Below are 17,239 nucleotides of genomic sequence, written 5' to 3' on the forward strand. Positions count from 1 at the left end.
GGTCACTGGTCGGTCTCTCCAAGGGAGTCGGTGGCGATGCGCAGGACTGCGGCGCCGAGCGGGCGGAGGTCGATGTGGTCACGGACGGCGGCTCCGGTGAGCAGGTCGGTGCCGCCGTCCGCGTAGGGGCCGGTCAGTTGCGTCCGCGTGTCGTGGTCGCTGTGATTGAGGACGAAGAGGTACGTACCCTGTGTGCCGGAACGCACGGTCGCCTCGACTCCCTCGGGAACGTCGAGCACGGGGCGTACGCCGGCAGCCCGCAGCACGTCGTCGAGCACGGCTGCGATGCCTTCGCCGAGGTGGGCGCTCACGTACCAGGCGGTGCCGGCACCGTAGGGACGGCGGGTGACGGCGGGGCGGCCGGTCAGTTGTCCGGACGCGTACGAGTCGACGACCTCGGTGTCCGGGGCATCGGGTTCGATCCACTCGCTCCACCAGGTGGCCTCGGCACCGGAGTCGAGCCGCACCGCCTCACCGTCGGGGATCGGCCAGAACTCGTCGACGGACACGCCGAGTACGTCCCGCAGCGGTCCCGGTGCGCCGCCGTCGTGGATGTGGTCGTGGCCGTCGACGACGCCACTGAAGGGGCCGCACACGAGGTGGCCGCCGCCGTGTACGTAGGCGGCGATGCGTTCGGCGTTCTCGGGTCGCAGAAGGTGGAGGCTGGGTGCGAGCACCGCCCGGTAGCCGTCGAGGTCCGCGCGCGGGGGCACGAAGTCGGCGGTGACGGCGCGGGCGTGGAGCGCCGCGTACCAGGGGCGCAGGAGGTCCGGCCAGCGCATGCGGGCGCAGGGGTGGTCGTCGGCCTCCAGGGCCCACCAGGAGTCCCAGTCCAGGACGATCGCCACGTCGGCCCGGGTGGTGGCGCCGGTGACTTCGCCGAGCCGGGCGAGCTCGGCACCGAAGCGCACGGTCTCGCGCCAGCCGCGGGAGGCGGTGCCGCGGTGCGGGAGCAGCGCGCTGTGGTACTTCTCGGCGCCGGCGCGGGAGGCGCGCCACTGGAAGTACATGATGCCGTCGGCGCCGCGGGCCAGGGCCTGGAGGGACCAGAGCCGTTGCAGGCCGGGCTTCTTGGGGACGTTCACCGGCCGCCAGCTGACGGCGGACGGCGCCTGTTCGAGGAGCAGCCAGGGCCGGCCGCCCTTGAGGGAGCGCATCAGGTCGTAATTGAGGGAGGCGTTGACGTGGGCGCGCGGGTCGGCGGGGTCGGGGTAGGCGTCATCGGAGACGAAGTCCTCGTGCTCGGCCCACTTCCAGTAGTCGAGTGCCTTGAACATCGACATGAAGTTGGTGGTGGCCGGGATGTCCGGGCTGAGTTCCCTGAGTGCCTCGCGCTCGGCGCGGTGGCATTCGAGGAGGGCGTCGGAGCAGAAGCGCCGCCAGTCCAGCAGCTGCGTCGGGTTGACGGGCCCCGGAGCGGTGCGTGGCGGTTCGATCTCGTCGTACGTGCCGTAGCGCTGCGACCAGAAGGCCGTGCCCCAGGCGTGGTTGAGGCCGTCGATCGTGCCGTATCGGTCGGTGAGCCAGGCGCGGAAGTGGTCCGCGGAGCGTGCGCAGAAGCACTCGGTGACATGGTCGCCGTACTCGTTGTGGATGTGCCACAGAGCGAGGGCCGGATGGTGTGCGTAGCGTTCGGCGAGGGCTCGGGTGAGGCGGACGGCGGCGGCGCGGTACTCGGGCGAGGACGGACAGTAGTGCTGGCGCGAGCCGAATTCGAGGCGTACGCCGTCGGCCGTGACCGGCAGGATCCCGGGGTGGGCGCGGACCAGCCACGCGGGCGGTGACGCGGTCGCGGTGGCCAGGTCGACGGCGATGCCGTGGGCGTGCAGCAGGTCGAGGAGCCGGTCGAACCAGGCGAAGTCCCATGTGTCCGGCCCGGGTTGGAGCCGCGCCCAGGAGAAGACGCCGACGGTCACCATCGTGACGCCGGCCTCGCGCATCAGCTCGGCGTCCTCGGACCAGACGTCCTCGGGCCACTGTTCGGGGTTGTAGTCACCGCCGTAGAGGACGCCCGGGACGCGGGTCAGGCGGCTCATCCCTTCACCGCCCCGCCGAGGAGTCCGGCAACGAACTGCCGCTGGAAGAGAAGGAAGAGGGCCATCAGCGGAAGGGTGGCGAGGAGCGAGCCGAGCATCAGTCCCGAGTAGTCGACATGGGAGAGCCCCGTGAGGGTGTTGAGAGCGACGGGCACGGTGTATTTGTCCTCGGAGTTGAGCATGAGCAGCGGCCAGATGAAGCTGTTCCACTGCGCCATGAACGTGAAGATGACCAGGGCGCCGAGCTGCGGGCGCACACACGGCAGCACGACTTGGTAGAAGGTGCGCAGCTCGCCGGAACCGTCGATACGGGCCGATTCGAGGAGCTCGTCGGGGAAGTCGACGAAGCCCTGCCGCATCAGCAGGATGCCGAAGGAGTTCGCCAGGAACGGCAGGACGACCGCTTGGTAGGAGTCGATCCAGCCGACGCTCGCCATCATCTGGAACAGCGGCACGAGCAGCACCTGGAACGGGATCATCATCGTGGCGAGCACGGCGCCGAGCAGCAGACCCCGGCCGCGGAAGCGGTACTTGGCGAGACCGTAGCCGCACATGGCGGAGATCAGCGAGCTGAGCACGGTGTGCACGACGGCGATGCCGACACTGTTGAGGAGGACCCTTCCGAAGCCGATGGTGTCCTGGAGCCGCGCGAGGTTGTCGAGCAGACGGCCGCCGGGCAGGAGCGGCGGCGGAGAGCGGAACAGGTCCGACGTGGAGTGCGTCGCGGCGATCGCCATCCAGAGGAACGGCACCAGGCTGACGACGGCACCGGCCGCGAGGAACAGGCGTACGGCGTAGCGGCCGGCGCGCCGGGCCGGGTGGACACGTACGGGGGCCTGCTGGAGGGCGGTCACCGGCGGCGCTCCCTTCCGAAGGCGACGTACTGGAGGGCGGAGATCGCGGCGATGAGGGCCACGACGACCCAGGCGATGGCGGCGGCGTAGCCGAAGTCGAACTGCTGGAAGCCGACTTTGTAGAGGTAGACGACCGGGGTGAGGGTCGCGTCGTCGGGGCCGCCACGGGTGAGGACGTAGTTCTCGTCGAAGAGCTGGAGTGTTCCGATGGTGGAGGTGATCACGCAGAACAGGACGACGGGGCGCAGCTGCGGCAGGATCACCCGGGCGTACGTGGAGAAGGTGGTGGCGCCGTCGATGGAGGCGGCCTCGTACTGTTCCTTGCCGATGGACTGGAGTCCGGCGAGCAGGATGACGGCGTTGTAGCCGGTCCAGCGCCAGGTCAGGGACGCGATCAGGGAGACGCGGGCCCAGGTGGGGTTGTTGAGCCAGTCGACCTGGCCGATGCCGGCGGCGCCGAGGATCTGGTTGACCAGGCCGCCGTCGGTCTTGAGGAGGACCTGGAAGACGACAGCGTACGCGACGAGTGTGGTGACGGCGGGCAGGAAGTAGATCGCCCGCCAGGTGCCACGGAAGCGCAGCCAGGACTGGTTGAGCAGGACGGCGAGGACGACGGCCAGGCCGATCATGACGGGGACCTGCACGACGAGGATGACCCCTGTGTTGAACAGGGACTCCAGGAAGGCGGGGTCTTCGATCATCCGCCGGTACTGGTCGAGTCCGACCCAGTGGGTGGCACCGGCGTCCTCGGTGGTGAAGCTCTGCAGAAAGCTCGCGCCCAGCGGGTAGGCGAAGAAGAGCGCGAAGAGGACGGCCGCGGGTCCGGCGAAGATCCAGGCGGTGGGGCGCCGGCGCCTTCGGCGTGCCGCGGCCGGGGCACGGGCGGGGGCGACCGGCCGGTCGGAGGTGGTGTGGACGGCCATCGGGCTACTTCACCCTCTCGCGGCCAGTGGCCGTGGCGAGCTGCCGCGCGGCCGATTCGAGGGCGGCGCGTGGGTCCTTGCCCCGCAGCATCACGCCGTTGACGGCGGAGATCATGATGTCGGTGGCCTTCGCGTCGTCCTTGTTGTTCTCGACCGGCGGGATGTTGCGGGCGAGCCGGGCGAACACGTCGAGGACCGCCTGCCCGCCGAAGTACTCCTGCTTCGCGCTCAGATACGGGTCGTCGAGCGCGGGCAGATAGGCGGGGAACAGGCCCTCGCGCTTGAGCATGGAGACCTGGTTCGTCTTGCCGGTGAGCAGGAACTGAATGAACGCCCAGGCCAGACGGGGGTTCTCGCTCTGCCCTGGGACGCAGAGCGTGGAGCCGCCGATGTTCGAGGTGCGGATGCCGTCGGCGGTGAATCCGGGCAGCGGCACCACCCCGAACCTTCCCTTCAGCTCGGGCATCTCGTCGTTGAGCGTGCCCGTCCACCAGGCGGCGGTGGGCGTGGTGGTGGCCTTGCCCTCCTTGGTGCCGGTGACGAGCCCGTCCCAGCCCTTCTCGTAGTCGACGAGACCCTTGTCGTGCAGGGTCTTCATCAGCGTCAGGGCCTTGACGGCCTCCGGGGTGTCGACCGCGACCCGGCCGCCCTTGAAGTAGGACTGGCCCTGCTGCTGGAGCAGCATCGGCAGGATTCCGGCGTCCGTGGAGTCCATGATGAGCAGCTTGCGGCCGGTGGCCTCCTTGATGCGGACGCCCGCCGCTATGTAGTCGTCCCAGGTCAGCAGCAACTTGGGGTCGACTCCGGCGGCGCGGAAGTGGTCCGTGCGGTAGTAGAGCGCACAGGGACCGATGTCCCAGGGCAGGGCGAAGACCGCGCCGTCCTTCCCGGTGACGGTGCGCCACGCGGCGCGGTCGAAGTCGCCTCCGTAGCGGCCGCCGAGGCTCGTCAGGTCGTAGAAGCCGCTCGGGAAATTTCCGATGTAGCGCGGCATGTAGCTGCCCTCGACCGTGAGGACGTCGGCGAGGCCCGAGCCGCCGCGCAGGCCCACGGTGATCTTGTCGTAGGCGTTGTCGTAGCCGATGTCGACGACGTCGACGGTGGTGCCGGGGTGGCGCTTCTCGAAGGTGCGGGCGAGTCGCTTCATGGCCCGGGCGGCCACGTCCCACGACCAGACGGTGATCTTTCCGCCGGCCTTGCCCCCTTCGTCACTCTTCTCGCCGCCGATGTCACGGGCGGCCGTGCCGCCCGCGCCGCCCATGGCACATCCGCTGACCAGTGACAATGCCGCGGTCGCGAGACCTGTGGCCAGAACAACCCGTCGGGTGGGCCTTGTTGACACTCTTGCCTCCTGGAGCCTGAATGCCTAATGCTGTATTCAGAACACTGAATGACGAAGCCCGCCGTCAAGAGGTGTACACCCAAAGACTTTTGTTGCTGTGGTTCATGACTGACCCGACTGAGTCGGCTCACGCGAAAGGCGCGGCATGACGTCACCCCAGGACTCCGTACCCCCCTACGTCCACCCCTACATCCCGAACGCGGTCCCGGCCGTGCGACAGGCGATGCTCGAGGAGATCGGCGCGGCGAGCGTGGAGGACTTCTACGCCGACATCCCGGGCGGCATCCGGCTGCGCCGCCCCCTCGACCTGCCGGCCCCGCTGCGTTCGGAAGCCGAACTCACCCGCCACATGGAGGAGTTGCTCAGCCGCAACACCTCGACGCGACAGACGCTCAGCTTCCTCGGCTCCGGCTGTTACCAGCACCACGTACCGGCGGTCGTGGACGAGGTGGTCAACCGCAGCGAGTTCCTCACGGCGTATGCGGGCGAGCCCTACGAGGACCACGGCCGCTTCCAGGCGCTGTGGGAGTACCAGTCGATGATGGCCGAGCTGCTCGACGTCGAGATCGTCAACGTCCCGGTGTACGACGGCTTCCAGGCCTCGGGAACCGCCCTGCGCATGGCCGGGCGGATCACGGGCCGCCGCCGCGTGCTCGTCGCCACCGCGATCGACGCCGACAAGCTCTCCCGCATATGTGACTACGTACGCCCCGACCACGACGTGACGGTGGTCCCGGTCGACCCGGACACCGGCTGCGCCGACCTCGACGCGGTGCGTGAAGCGCTCGCCGCCGGCGACACGGCGGCGGTGTACGCGGACACGCCCTCCGCGCTCGGTATCGTCGACGAAGCGCTGCCCCGTCTCGCCGAACTCGCCCACCAAGCAGGGGCGTTGTTCGTCGTTGGCTGCAATCCGCTCACGCTCGGCGTGCTCGCCCCGCCGTCCGCGTACGGTGCCGACATCGCGTGCGGCGACATCCAGCCGCTCGGCCTCCACCAGAGCTTCGGCGGCGGCAACGCGGGCTTCATCGCCACGCGCGACGAGGAGACGCTGGTCGCCGAGTACCCGTCACGCCTGTTCGGCCTCGTGCCGACGACCGTCGAGGGCGAGTACGGCTTCGGCGACGTCGCCTACGAGCGGACCTCGTTCGCGCTGCGCGAGGAGGGCAAGGAGTGGGTCGGCACGGCCGCCGCGCTGCACGGCATCGGTGCCGGGGTCTATCTCGCGCTGATGGGACCGCAGGGCATGCGGGAGATCGGTGACACGATCCTCGCGCTCACCGCGTACGCCCGCAGGCGCCTCGCCGAGGTGCCCGGCATCGAGGTCCCGTACGGCGACGCCCTGCACTTCGCCGACTTCACCGTCCGCTACACAGGCGGCAGGTCCGCCACCGAGATCCGCGCCGACCTGAAGGAGCGGGGCATCTTCGGCGGCGTACCGACCGGCGGGCACGAGGCCACGTACTGCGTCACCGAAGTCCACACCAAGGCCGACATCGACCGGCTCGCCGCAACCCTGGAGGAGATCGTCAAGTGACCGCCCCGCACACGCCCGTGTCCGTCTCCCCCGAGGATGCGCGCATCGCCGACAAGCCGCGCCTGCGCCGTTTCCAGCAGGCCTCCTGGGACGAGGAGCTGATCTTCGAGCTCGGTTCGCCGGGCGAGCGAGGCGTCCTCGTACCGGCCCCGGACCCGTCCATCGGGAAGGCCGAGATACCCCCGGCCCTGCGCCGCGCCGAGCCCCCCGCACTGCCGGAGATGTCCCAACAACAGGTCCTGCGCCACTACTTGCGCCTGTCGCAGGAGAATCTGGGCGCCGATCTCAACATCGACGTCGGCCAGGGCACCTGCACCATGAAGTACAGCCCCAAGGTCAACGACCAGTTCGTCCGTGACCCGCGGATCGCGGCGCTGCACCCCCTCCAGGACGAGGACACGGTCCAGGGCGTCCTCGGGATCATCCACAGCCTGGAGCAGCTCCTGAAGGAGATCTCCGGCATGGACCGGGTCTCGCTCCAGCCGGGCGCCGGGTCCGCCGCGATCTATACGAACGTCGCCATGATCCGCGCCTACTTCGCCGCGCGCGGGGAGCTGGAGCAGCGCGACGAGGTCATCACGACGATCTTCTCCCACCCGTCGAACGCGGCTTGCGCGAAGACGGCGGGCTTCAAGGTCATCACGCTCCACCCGGACGCGGACGGCTACCCGGACATCGAGGCCCTCAAGGCGGCGGTCGGCCCGCGCACGGCGGCGCTCCTCGTCACGAACCCCGAGGACACGGGCATCTACAACCCGCGCATCGAGGAGTTCGTACGGATCGTGCACGAGGCGGGCGGCCTGTGCTCGTACGACCAGGCCAACGCGAACGGCATCCTCGGCATCACGCGCGCCCGGGACGCGGGCTTCGACCTGTGCCACTTCAATCTGCACAAGACGTTCTCGACGCCGCACGCGTGCGGCGGACCGGCGGCGGGTGCGTGCGCGGTCTCCGAGGACCTCGCCCCGTATCTTCCCCGCCCCACCGTCGAGTTCGACGGTTCGGCGTACCGGCTGGACGACGACCGGCCCGAGTCGGTCGGCAAGATGCGGCCGTTCTACGGCGTCGTGCCGAACCTGGTCCGTGCCTACGCCTGGATCATGTCGCTCGGCGCACAGGGCCTGCGGGCCGCCGCGGAGACGGCCGTCCTCAACAACAACTACCTGCTCCACAAGGTCCGGCAGATCCCGGGCGTCTCCATCCCCTACGCGGCGGGGCGCCCGCGCGTCGAGCAGGTCCGCTACAGCTGGGAGAAGCTCCACGAGGACACCGGCCTGCACTCCGAGGACATCGGCCTGCGTGCCGCGGACTTCGGTACGCACTACTGGACCAGCCACCACCCGTACGTCGTGCCGGAACCCATGACGCTGGAGCCGACCGAGTCCTACACGCGCGCCGACCTCGACGAGTACGCGGCGATCCTCGCGGAGATCGCCCGTGAGGCGTACGAGGACCCGGAGACCGTACGCACGGCGCCGCACCGCTCCACCATCCACCGGGTCCGCCCGGAAGCCCTGGACTCCCCGGCGACCTGGGCGGTCTCCTGGCGCGCCTACCGCCGCAAGGTGCTCGGTGAGGCCGGCCGGTGACGAGGATCGGCCTGGTGGTCAACCCGGTCGCCGGCCTCGGCGGCCGGGTGGGCCTGGGCGGTACCGACGGCCCGGACCGGCCCCGTGTGGCACTCTCGCTGGGCGCACGCCCCTTGGCGGGGGCGCGTGCCGCTGCGGCCCTGGGCGAACTGGCAGCGCGTTCGGTTCAGTTGGCAGTGGCCGGGCGTCCTGCGTGGGACGGGCGGGAGCGCACGCCCGCCCCCGTGCCCGGCCGCCGGGCCGATGCCACCGGGGGTCCCGCGCCGGATGAGCTCAGCGATACGCACGCCGGAACGGCGGCCATCGCTCCGGTCGGTCACCCGCAGGGCTCCGGACTCCTCGTCGTGACCGCCGCCGGTCCCCTGGGCGCTGACTCCGTCGCCGCCGCAGGGCTTGCGGGGCGGGTCGTGTACGCCGCCGGGACCGGGCGGGACACCTCGGCCGCGGACACGGCCGCCGCGGTGCGGGCCGTCGTCGCCGAGGGCGTCGACCTCCTGCTCTTCGCCGGCGGCGACGGCACCGCGCGGGACGTGCTCGGCGCCCTGCGCGACGTGCCCTGCCCGGTCCTCGGCGTACCGACCGGCGTGAAGATGCACTCGGCCGTCTTCGCCATCAGCCCGCGCGCCGCGGGTGAGGTCGCGGCGGCGTGGCTCGCCCGCAGGAGCACCGTTCGGCTGCGGGACGCCGAGGTGATGGACCGGGACGAGGACGCCCTGAGCAAGGGCCGCGTCGCCTCACAGCTCTTCGGGTGGCTGCGCGTTCCGGACGTACCGGCCCGCGTACAGCAGCGCAAGACCGGCAGCACCGCCACCACGCCCGAGGCGGTCGACGGCATCGCGACCGACGTCGCCGAGCGCGTCGGGGACGGGCTGCTCGTGCTCGGCCCCGGAAGCACCACCCGGGCGGTCGCGGCGATGCTCGGCGCGGACGTCTCCCTCACGGGGGTCGACGTGCTCCGCCTGCGGCCCGGCCATCGGCCGCGAATCGTGGCCCGCGACGCGGGCGAGGACACCCTCCTCTCCGTCGGCCCGGCCTGGATCGCTCTCTCCCCCATCGGCGGCCAGGGCTTCCTCCTCGGCCGCGGCAACCAGCAGATCTCACCGCGCGTCCTGCGCGCGGCAGGCGGTCGCGAGCGCCTGCTCGTGCTGTGCACGGAACAGAAGCTGGCCGCGCTCGGCAGCCGCCCTCTTCTCCTCGACACCGGCGACGATGCGCTCAACGCGGAGCTGTCCGGCCACCTGCCCGTCATCACCGGCAGGCGGCGCACATCGTTGTACCGCCTGGTCGGATGACCCCTTATGCCTCTCATCACCCCCAGAAGGAGACCAAGATGATCTCTCTTGACGGCAAGCGTGCCATCGTGACCGGCGGCGGAGCGGGAATCGGCCGCGCCACCGCCCAGGTCCTCGCGGAGCTCGGCGCCCGCGTGGTGATCGCCGACATCGACACGGACGGCGGCGAACGCACCGCGAAGGACACCGCAGGGACCTTCGTACGCTGCGACGTGTCACGGCGCGAGGACTGCGAGGCCGTCGTGCACACGGCGCAGGAGCAGTTCGGCGGCGTGGACGTCCTCTTCAACAACGCCGGCGTCATCCGCCGCTCCACGGTCTGCGAGATCACCGAGGACGACTGGGACCTGGTGATGGCCGTGAACATCCGCTCGGTGATGCTGATGAGCCGCCTCGTGATCCCGGGGATGGCGGCCCGGGGCGGCGGCTCCATCATCAACACCGGCTCCGGATGGGGCATCCGCGGTGGCGGCCGGGCCGTCTCGTACTGCGCGTCGAAGGGCGCCGTCGTCAACATGACCCGCGCCATGGCCATCGACCACGGCCCCGACAACATCCGCGTCAACTGCGTCTGCCCCGGTGACACGGCGACCGGGATGCTCGCCGAGGAGGCCCGCCAGCTCGGCGAGAGCTCCGACGCGTTCTACGCCGACGCCGCCGACCGGCCGCTCGGCCGGATCGGGCAGCCCCGCGACATCGCCCAGACCGTGGCGTTCCTCGCCTCCGACGCCTCGGCGTTCCTGAGCGGGGCGATCATCCCGGTCGACGGCGCCGGTACCGCGTGACCCACCGGTAGCGGATAATCGACCGGACCGAAGGGGAGGGCAGCCTCACATGCCAATCGAAAATCGCCCGCTGCGCGAACAGGTCAAGGAGGAACTGATCAAGCGCCTCGGGCGCGGCACGATCGCGACGAGCGAGCCGATCAACGAGGGGCAACTGGCCACCGAACTCGGTGTCAGCCGCACTCCGCTGCGCGAGGCACTGATCACGCTGGAGCGCGAGGGCGTCATCACCAGCGAGCGCGGCAAGGGCTTCCGCTTCACACCGCTCAGCGCGCAGGAGTTCCGTGACCTGTCCGCGATCGTCGCGACGCTGGAGGCGCTCGCCCTGGAGTCCAGCGATCCCGAGCACCTGGCGGCGACAGCCCCCCGCCTCCTTGAGAAGGCGCGTGCTTTCTCGGCCCCGCAGGCGCCGCACGACGTCATAGAGCGTTACGACGACGCGTGGCACGACCTGCTCCTGTCCGGCTGCACGAACAACCGCCTGATGAAGCTGATCACCTCTCTGAAGGTGACGATGCACCGCTACGAGCGGGTGGCCCTGGGCGACCAGGACATCCTGGAGCGTTCGGCGGTGGAGCACGAGCGGATCGCCGAGTGCCTGCAGCGCGGCGACCTCGACGCGGCCGTCGCGGCGCTCAAGGAGAACTGGAACAGCGGGATGCACCGGATCCTGGAGCATCTGAAGGACTGACCGCGTGCGGCGGGGCCCTGACGGGGACAGCGCAGACGCAGTGGTGCGGGTCGAGACGCCGAGGCTCGACCCGCACGGCTCCTCCGGGGTCCCCTCACCGCGAAACGGAACCCATCCGTCGACCTGACGCGCGCCCCAGGGTCTGTCCTTCAGCCGGTCGATGCCACGACCTCCGCCGCCGCGAGGCCACCCGCCCCAAATTCCGTGCGGAGAACGGCCCTTGAGGCAGAGCCGCAGCTCAGAACCCCTTCTCGGCTGGTTCAGGAATCGCCACGCACTCCAAGTGGTGAGTCATCGGAAAGAATGGTTACACGGAACGACACCTGCACGTAGGCTGTCCTCCCCTCAGACCACCGCTGACCTGGCAGAATGCAGCCCTGGAGCCGACCCGGCAGAGCTAGGAGCCGCCCCGTGTTCTATTACGTGCTCAAATACGTCGTCCTCGGGCCGCTTCTCCGGCTGTTCTTCCGCCCCAGGATCGAGGGCCTGGAACACATCCCGGAGGACGGCGCGGCCATCGTCGCCGGTAACCATCTGTCGTTCTCCGACCACTTCCTGATGCCCGCGATCCTCAAACGGCGCATCACGTTTCTCGCCAAGGCGGAATACTTCACCGGACCGGGGGTGAAGGGGCGGCTGACCGCCGCCTTCTTCCACAGCATCGGGCAGATTCCGGTGGACCGGTCCGGCAAGGACGCGGGGCAGGCGGCGATCCGCGAAGGGCTCGGGGTGCTGAGCAGGGGTGAGCTGCTGGGGATCTACCCGGAGGGCACCCGTTCGCACGACGGCCGGCTGTACAAGGGCAAGGTCGGCGTGGCCGTGATGGCGATCACGGCGCAGGTGCCGGTGGTGCCGTGCGCGATGGTCGGTACGTTCGAGATCCAGCCGCCGGGACAGGTCCTCCCGCACGTCAAGCGGGTCACGATCCGCTTCGGTGAGCCACTGGACTTCTCCCGCTACGCAGGTCTGGAGAACCAGAAGGCGGCGATCCGGGCGGTCACCGACGAAATCATGTACGCGATTCTCGGCCTCTCCGGGCAGGAGTACGTCGACGAGTACGCGGCCAAGGTGAAGGCCGCGCAGGCCGAGCAGGTCGGGCGGTCGAAGAAGTTCCCGAAGCTGCGACGCTGACGGCGAATCCGCGCTGGGTGAACTCCGCTGGTCCGGGCGACGGCCTCGTCCTAGCGTGCCTCTCATGAGCAAGGGAAACGCATGGGTTCTGGGAGCGACGGGTCAGATCGGGCGGGTGGCCGTGCAGGCCCTTGTCGAGGACGGCTGGGAGGTGACGGCCGCATCGCGCGGCGGCGGCCGGGACGCGCGGTGGGACGGCGCGGTGCGCACGACGGCTCTCGACCGGGACGAGGACGGCGCGCTGGAGGCGGCGCTGGGTGACGGTTGTGACGTACTGGTCGACATGGTCGCGTACGGCGCGGATCACGCCCGGCAGCTGACCGGCCTCGCGGACCTGATCGGTTCGGCGGTGGTCGTCTCCAGCGGTGCGGTGTACGAGGACGATCAGGGTCGCAGCTTCGACACACAGGGCGAGCCCGACGGAGCTCCGCGGTACCCCGTGCCGGTCCCGGAGACACAGCGCACCGTGCCGGCCGGCGATGCCACGTACGGGACGCGGAAGATACAGCTGGAACAGGGTCTGCTCGCGGCGGGGGACGCGCTGCCTGTGACGCTGTTGCGTGCGGGGGCGATTCACGGGGCGTACTGCCGCTCGCCGCGAGAGCTGTACTTCGTGAAGCGGCTTCTGGACGGCCGGGGGCGGCGGGTGCTCTCGTACGGCGGAACGTCCCGTTTCCACCCGGTCCATGTATCCAACCTGGCCGAGCTGATCCGGCTGGCAGCCGGGCGGCCCGGTTCGCGGGTGCTCAATGCCGGGGATCCGCAGGCGCCGACGGTCGCGGAGATCGGCGAGGCCGTCGACGCGGTGCTCGGCCGGAGGACCGAGACCCTGCTGATGCCGGGCGCGCCCGGGGACGACGGCGTCGGCTCGACGCCCTGGAGCGCCGCCCATCCGATCGTGTACGACATGACGGCCGCCGAGCGGGAGCTCGGGTACCGGCCGGTGACGGGCTATGTGGAGTCGCTTCCGGAAACGGTCGAGTGGATCGGCGCGCAACTGGAGGGCAGGGACTGGACGGAGGCCTTTCCTCTCATGCTGCGGGCATACGGGAAGAAGCTCTTCGACTACGCGGCGGAGGACGTCTGGCTGGAGACGTACGACCGGAAGGCGTGAGGCGGAGCCCGTACGCGAGAACGGGCAGCCGGTGGTTCGAGGCCACCGGCCGCCCGTGCCCGTGCGGTGTGACCGTTACGGCTTGGGTGTGGCGTGCGGGGCGCACGTCACGTCGCTGCGTTCGGTCCTGCCGGTGAGCAGGTAGGTGTCCACCCGCTCGTTGATGCAGGGGTTGACCAGGCCGGTGACACCGTGCGAACCGGCGTCCCGCTCGGTGATGAGGCGCGAGCCCTTGAAGCGCTTGTGCAGTTCGACGGCACCCTCGTACGGGGTGGCGGCGTCACGCGTGGACTGCACGATCAGCACCGGCGGCAGGCCCTTGCCCGTCTTCACGTCCAGCGGGGTCTGCTGCTTGGCGGACCAGGTCGCACAGGGCAGGTTCATCCAGGCGTTGGCCCAGGTCATGAACGGGTAGTCCTTGTGCAGCCGGGTGTTGTCGCGGTCCCACTTCTGCCAACTGGTGGGCCACTTGGCATCCGCGCACTCGACCGCCGTGTACACGGCATTGCCGTTCTCCGAGGAGATGTTCCCCGCGATGTCCGACATGTTCGGTCCCGCGGCATCGACCAGTGCCTGGGTGTTACCGCCCAGGTAGTCGCTCCAGGTCTGGGCTACGGGCGCCCAGGCGCTGTCGTAGTACGGCGCCCTCTGGAAGAAGCCGATGAGCTCGGCGGGGCCGACGACGCCACCGATCGGGTTCTTCTTCGCGGCAGCGCGCAGCTTCAGCCACGCCTGCTCGACCTTCTCGGGGGTGTCGCCGATGTGATAGGTGGAGTCGTTCTCGGCGACCCATGCCTTCCAGTCGTCCCAGCGCCCCTGGAAGGCGATGTCCTGGTTGAGGTTGGCCTGGTACCAGATGTTGTCCTTCGCCGGGTTGACCACACTGTCGACGACCATGCGGCGGACGTGGGTCGGGAAGAGCGTGGCGTAGACCGCACCCAGATAGGTGCCGTAGGAGACACCCAGGAAGTTGAGCTGCTTCTCACCGAGGGCGGCGCGGATGACATCCAGGTCGCGTGCCGTGTTCGGTGTGGTCATGTGCGGCAGCATGTCGCCGCTGCGTTCGGCGCAGCCGTCCGCGTACTCGGCCGCGAGCTTGCGCTGCGCACGCTTGTCGGCCTCGGAGTCGGGTACGGGGTCGGCCTTCGGGGCTTTGACGAACTCCTGGGGGTCGATGCAGGAGATCGGCGCGGAGTGGCCGACGCCCCGAGGGTCGAAGCCGACGAAGTCGTAGGCCTTCGCCGCGTTCGCCCAGATCCGGCTGCTGATGGCGCGCTTCGGGAACGCCATGCCCGAACCGCCGGGGCCGCCCGGGTTGTAGAGCAGGGCGCCCTGACGCTCCTCCGGCGTGCCGGTGCTGACGTGCCGGTCGACGGCGAGCTTGATCTGCTTGCCGTCCGGCCTGGTGTAGTCGAGCGGCACGGTCACCCAGCCGCACTCAATCTGCTCGGGCATGCCCCAGTCGGCCGGACAGTCCTTCCAGTCGACACCGGACTTGGCCGCCCGTGCCGCGGCGACCTGAACGCCGCGCGCCTCGGAACCGTGGTGGTGACGGCCTTCGGCAGTGGCCGCCGGTGCGGTCACCGCGCCCGCTATGAGCGTGCCCGCGATCAGAGCGCCGGCCGAGCCGAGCACTGCTGTGCGTCTCAAGTGGAACCTCCCCCATCTCTGAAGCGCCGCCGGTGGCGGCGCAGTTCATTCAGGACCTCTCGCGGATCCTGTCGTCTGTGAGGTTCCTGAGAACAGGTCACACACCAACTTCTTTACCGAATCGATAACCGGACACCCGTGTCCCGCTGAGCGGTATTCACCCCGCCGGGGTGTCGAGTACGTCGCTCAGTGCGTCGCTCAGGACCCTGCGCAGCAGACGTGCATCGGGGGCGACCGCTGTCACCAGCACAGCCGGACCGACGAGTGGCGTGAGGACGGCGGTCGGCCCCAGCAGGCGGGCCTCGGGGCATTTTTCGTCGAACGACGGGTCCACGACGAGGAGTTGCCCGACGGCCCGGTGGCCTCCCAGGACGGCGGCGCCGTCCCAGCCGCCGGGTGCTCCCGGCCCGTACGCCACCTGCTGGTCGATCAGCGGACGGCCGGCGCGGTGCACCCTGAGACGGCTGGTGAGGGTGCCGGTGCTCTCGCCGTGGCGTCCGAGAATCTGCTCCTCGCGCAGCACCAGCCGTGCCGTGGGCGCGAGTTCGATCCGTGTGGTCATGTGCAGGACGCTGCCGTGCGCCGAGACGAGTTGCTCCGGCAGCCAGCAGAGCCCGGCCCGCTCCCCCACGTCCAACCTGATTTCGTACGTGGCGGGTTCGGCGGCCGCTCCCGGTCCGGGCAGGGCGACGGTGGCCGCGGCCGAGTCGACGGTGAGCCGGGCGTCTTCCTCGACTCGTGCCTCGATGGCGAGCCGGTCGCCGCCGAGCGGCGCGCTCATGGCTCCGACGACGGTGACACGGGCGTTCGGGCCGTTCGCGGCCCGGGTCCGGCGCAGGGCGAGCGGCCCGTCGCTCTCCAGCACGGGGAGCGAGGTGACGCCCCGGCTGTCGAGGACCGCGTTGATCCGGGCGGTGGCCTGGACGCTCATGCGGTCCAGGCGGCGAGCTGCCCCCGCACCCAGTCCGCGACCGGCCCCACACCTTCCTCCGAGGTGAGTGAGGTGAAGGCCACGGGGAGCGGCCCACGCTGCTGTGCGGCGTCCTGAGCCATTCGGTCGAGATCGGAGCCGACGTACGGGGCGAGGTCGGTCTTGTTGATGACGAGCAGGTCGGAAGTGGTGACGCCGGGGCCGCCCTTGCGCGGGATGTCGTCGCCGCCCGCCACGTCGATGACGAAGATCTGGGCGTCGACCAGCCCCTTGGAGAAGGTGGCGGTGAGGTTGTCGCCGCCGGATTCGACCAGGATCAGATCGAGCGGCCCGACGGTGTCCTCCAGGTCCTCGACGGCTTCGAGGTTGGCGGAGATGTCGTCCCGGATCGCGGTGTGCGGGCAGGCGCCGGTCTCCACGGCCTGGATGCGCTCGGGTGGCAGGACGGCATGGCGCAGCAGGAAGGCGGCGTCCTCGCGGGTGTAGATGTCGTTGGTGACCACAGCGATGGAGAGCTGGTCGCGCAGGGTCCGGCAGAGGGCAGCGACGGTCGCGGTCTTGCCGGAGCCGACCGGTCCGCCGAGTCCGATGCGCAGAGCGCGGCGGGTGCCGTCGGGGCGGGCCGCATCGGCGCTCACGGCGGCGGGCCCGTGCTGGGCGTGGTCGAGGTGCATGGTGTTCGGCTCCTGGTTCTTGCAGGTTTACGAGGCGAACAGGCGGACAGGCCAGGCCGCGTGCGCCTCGGCGGTGATGTCGAGGAGAGGGGCGCAGGCTGCGGGCAGCGCATCGATGGTTCCGTGCGCCGCAGCGGTGGCCTGTTCGGCGATCCGGTCGAGTTCGGGTGCGAGGCGGGCGAGGACGGCGGTGGCCTCGAAGGGGTCGAGGGAGAGCAGCCGGACGACAGCGGTGGCCGGTCCGCTGACGGTCTCGTAGGCGACGCAGTGCGCAGCGTCCTCGGGCCCGAGTCCCGCCGCGCGTGCGGTGAGGCCGAGCACGACGGGCTGGTGGGCACCGCGCGGCCGGGCCCGGGCGAGCGCGGCGAGTTCGGGGCTGGGCCAGGTGGCGCGGGCCGCCCGCATCAGCTGCCGGCCGAGTTTGCGCGCGACGGTCCGCAGCGCGGGTGACGGGGTGCGGGCATCGGCGGCCTCGTCGAGCGCGAGCGGGTCATGGCCGTGGGCGGCCGCCGCGGCGAGTGCGGCGGCCGTGAGTCCGGTGGTGTGGAGACGGCCCCGGCAGAACTCGGCGAGGTCCTCGGCGTTACGGATACGTCCTTCCTTCACAGCCGGTTCGGCGCCGCCGGAGTGGGCGTGGCCACCGGCGGGGAACCGGCCGTCGGCGAGGACGAGCAGAGCTGCGCGACTCAT

At 70.4% G+C, this 17,239-nt stretch carries 15 protein-coding genes; 7 read left to right on the top strand and 8 right to left on the bottom strand.

What is annotated here, in order from left to right; genetic code table 11:
• Positions 1-2 precede the first annotated feature (2 nt).
• The 4 genes from IEZ15_RS29690 to IEZ15_RS29705 are packed head-to-tail and all read right to left on the bottom strand — an operon-like array spanning position 3 to position 5,155.
• Entirely contained in the window at positions 3-2,036 is a 2,034-nt protein-coding gene (locus tag IEZ15_RS29690; protein ID WP_189280141.1) for a beta-galactosidase, read from the bottom strand.
• Positions 2,033-2,890 carry a carbohydrate ABC transporter permease gene (locus tag IEZ15_RS29695; protein ID WP_229846176.1) on the bottom strand — a complete coding sequence of 286 codons (858 nt, stop codon included), beginning with the start codon at positions 2,888-2,890 and terminating at the stop codon, positions 2,033-2,035. The genes IEZ15_RS29690 and IEZ15_RS29695 overlap by 4 nt, the downstream gene beginning before the upstream one ends.
• A complete protein-coding gene (locus tag IEZ15_RS29700) occupies positions 2,887-3,813 on the bottom strand; it encodes a carbohydrate ABC transporter permease (RefSeq protein WP_189280142.1) in 927 nt (308 codons plus the stop codon). Before IEZ15_RS29700 ends, IEZ15_RS29695 begins: the two co-directional genes overlap by 4 nt.
• Positions 3,814-3,817: 4 nt before the next feature.
• Positions 3,818-5,155: an ABC transporter substrate-binding protein gene (locus IEZ15_RS29705; protein WP_189280143.1), complete on the bottom strand. Its 1,338-nt coding sequence runs from the start codon at positions 5,153-5,155 to the stop codon at positions 3,818-3,820.
• A 145-nt stretch (positions 5,156-5,300) separates the two neighbouring features.
• On the opposite strand from IEZ15_RS29705, the gene gcvPA reads away from it, so the two are divergent.
• The 7 genes from gcvPA to IEZ15_RS29740 all read left to right on the top strand — a co-directional run bounded on the left by gcvPA (position 5,301) and on the right by IEZ15_RS29740 (position 13,294).
• Positions 5,301-6,692, top strand: coding sequence for an aminomethyl-transferring glycine dehydrogenase subunit GcvPA (gene gcvPA / locus IEZ15_RS29710; RefSeq protein ID WP_189280144.1), 1,392 nt, complete (start codon positions 5,301-5,303; stop codon positions 6,690-6,692).
• Complete coding sequence (gene gcvPB / locus IEZ15_RS29715) at positions 6,689-8,281, top strand: aminomethyl-transferring glycine dehydrogenase subunit GcvPB (protein ID WP_114243257.1); 1,593 nt, start codon at positions 6,689-6,691, stop codon at positions 8,279-8,281. The genes gcvPA and gcvPB overlap by 4 nt, the downstream gene beginning before the upstream one ends.
• Complete coding sequence (locus tag IEZ15_RS29720) at positions 8,278-9,573, top strand: ATP-NAD kinase family protein (protein ID WP_114243258.1); 1,296 nt, start codon at positions 8,278-8,280, stop codon at positions 9,571-9,573. The genes gcvPB and IEZ15_RS29720 overlap by 4 nt, the downstream gene beginning before the upstream one ends.
• 38 nt (positions 9,574-9,611) lie before the next feature.
• Positions 9,612-10,358: an SDR family NAD(P)-dependent oxidoreductase gene (locus IEZ15_RS29725; protein WP_189280145.1), complete on the top strand. Its 747-nt coding sequence runs from the start codon at positions 9,612-9,614 to the stop codon at positions 10,356-10,358.
• A 49-nt stretch (positions 10,359-10,407) separates the two neighbouring features.
• Positions 10,408-11,049 (top strand): GntR family transcriptional regulator, encoded by a 642-nt coding sequence (locus tag IEZ15_RS29730; protein WP_189280146.1) that lies wholly within the window; start codon positions 10,408-10,410, stop codon positions 11,047-11,049.
• Positions 11,050-11,460: 411 nt separating this feature from the next.
• The gene (locus tag IEZ15_RS29735) at positions 11,461-12,180 is read left to right on the top strand and encodes a lysophospholipid acyltransferase family protein (protein ID WP_189280147.1); all 720 of its coding nucleotides are present in this window, start codon (positions 11,461-11,463) and stop codon (positions 12,178-12,180) included.
• A 64-nt stretch (positions 12,181-12,244) separates the two neighbouring features.
• A complete protein-coding gene (locus IEZ15_RS29740; RefSeq protein WP_189280148.1) occupies positions 12,245-13,294 on the top strand; it encodes an NAD-dependent epimerase/dehydratase family protein in 1,050 nt (349 codons plus the stop codon).
• A gap of 75 nt (positions 13,295-13,369) precedes the next feature.
• Here the strand turns inward: IEZ15_RS29740 and IEZ15_RS29745 are convergent, their stop codons facing one another.
• From IEZ15_RS29745 to IEZ15_RS29760, 4 genes are all read right to left on the bottom strand, one after another.
• Positions 13,370-14,944 (bottom strand): alpha/beta hydrolase, encoded by a 1,575-nt coding sequence (locus tag IEZ15_RS29745; protein ID WP_189280149.1) that lies wholly within the window; start codon positions 14,942-14,944, stop codon positions 13,370-13,372.
• A gap of 157 nt (positions 14,945-15,101) precedes the next feature.
• Positions 15,102-15,875, bottom strand: a complete 774-nt coding sequence (locus tag IEZ15_RS29750) for an urease accessory protein UreD (protein ID WP_189280150.1) — start codon at positions 15,873-15,875, stop codon at positions 15,102-15,104.
• Positions 15,872-16,549: an urease accessory protein UreG gene (gene ureG / locus IEZ15_RS29755; RefSeq protein WP_114243265.1), complete on the bottom strand. Its 678-nt coding sequence runs from the start codon at positions 16,547-16,549 to the stop codon at positions 15,872-15,874. The genes IEZ15_RS29750 and ureG overlap by 4 nt, the downstream gene beginning before the upstream one ends.
• A gap of 27 nt (positions 16,550-16,576) precedes the next feature.
• Positions 16,577-17,239 (bottom strand): urease accessory protein UreF, encoded by a 663-nt coding sequence (locus IEZ15_RS29760; RefSeq protein WP_189280151.1) that lies wholly within the window; start codon positions 17,237-17,239, stop codon positions 16,577-16,579.

Origin of the sequence: Streptomyces atratus, from assembly GCF_014648655.1 — a bacterium.
In the GTDB taxonomy this organism is placed as follows: domain Bacteria; phylum Actinomycetota; class Actinomycetes; order Streptomycetales; family Streptomycetaceae; genus Streptomyces; species Streptomyces atratus.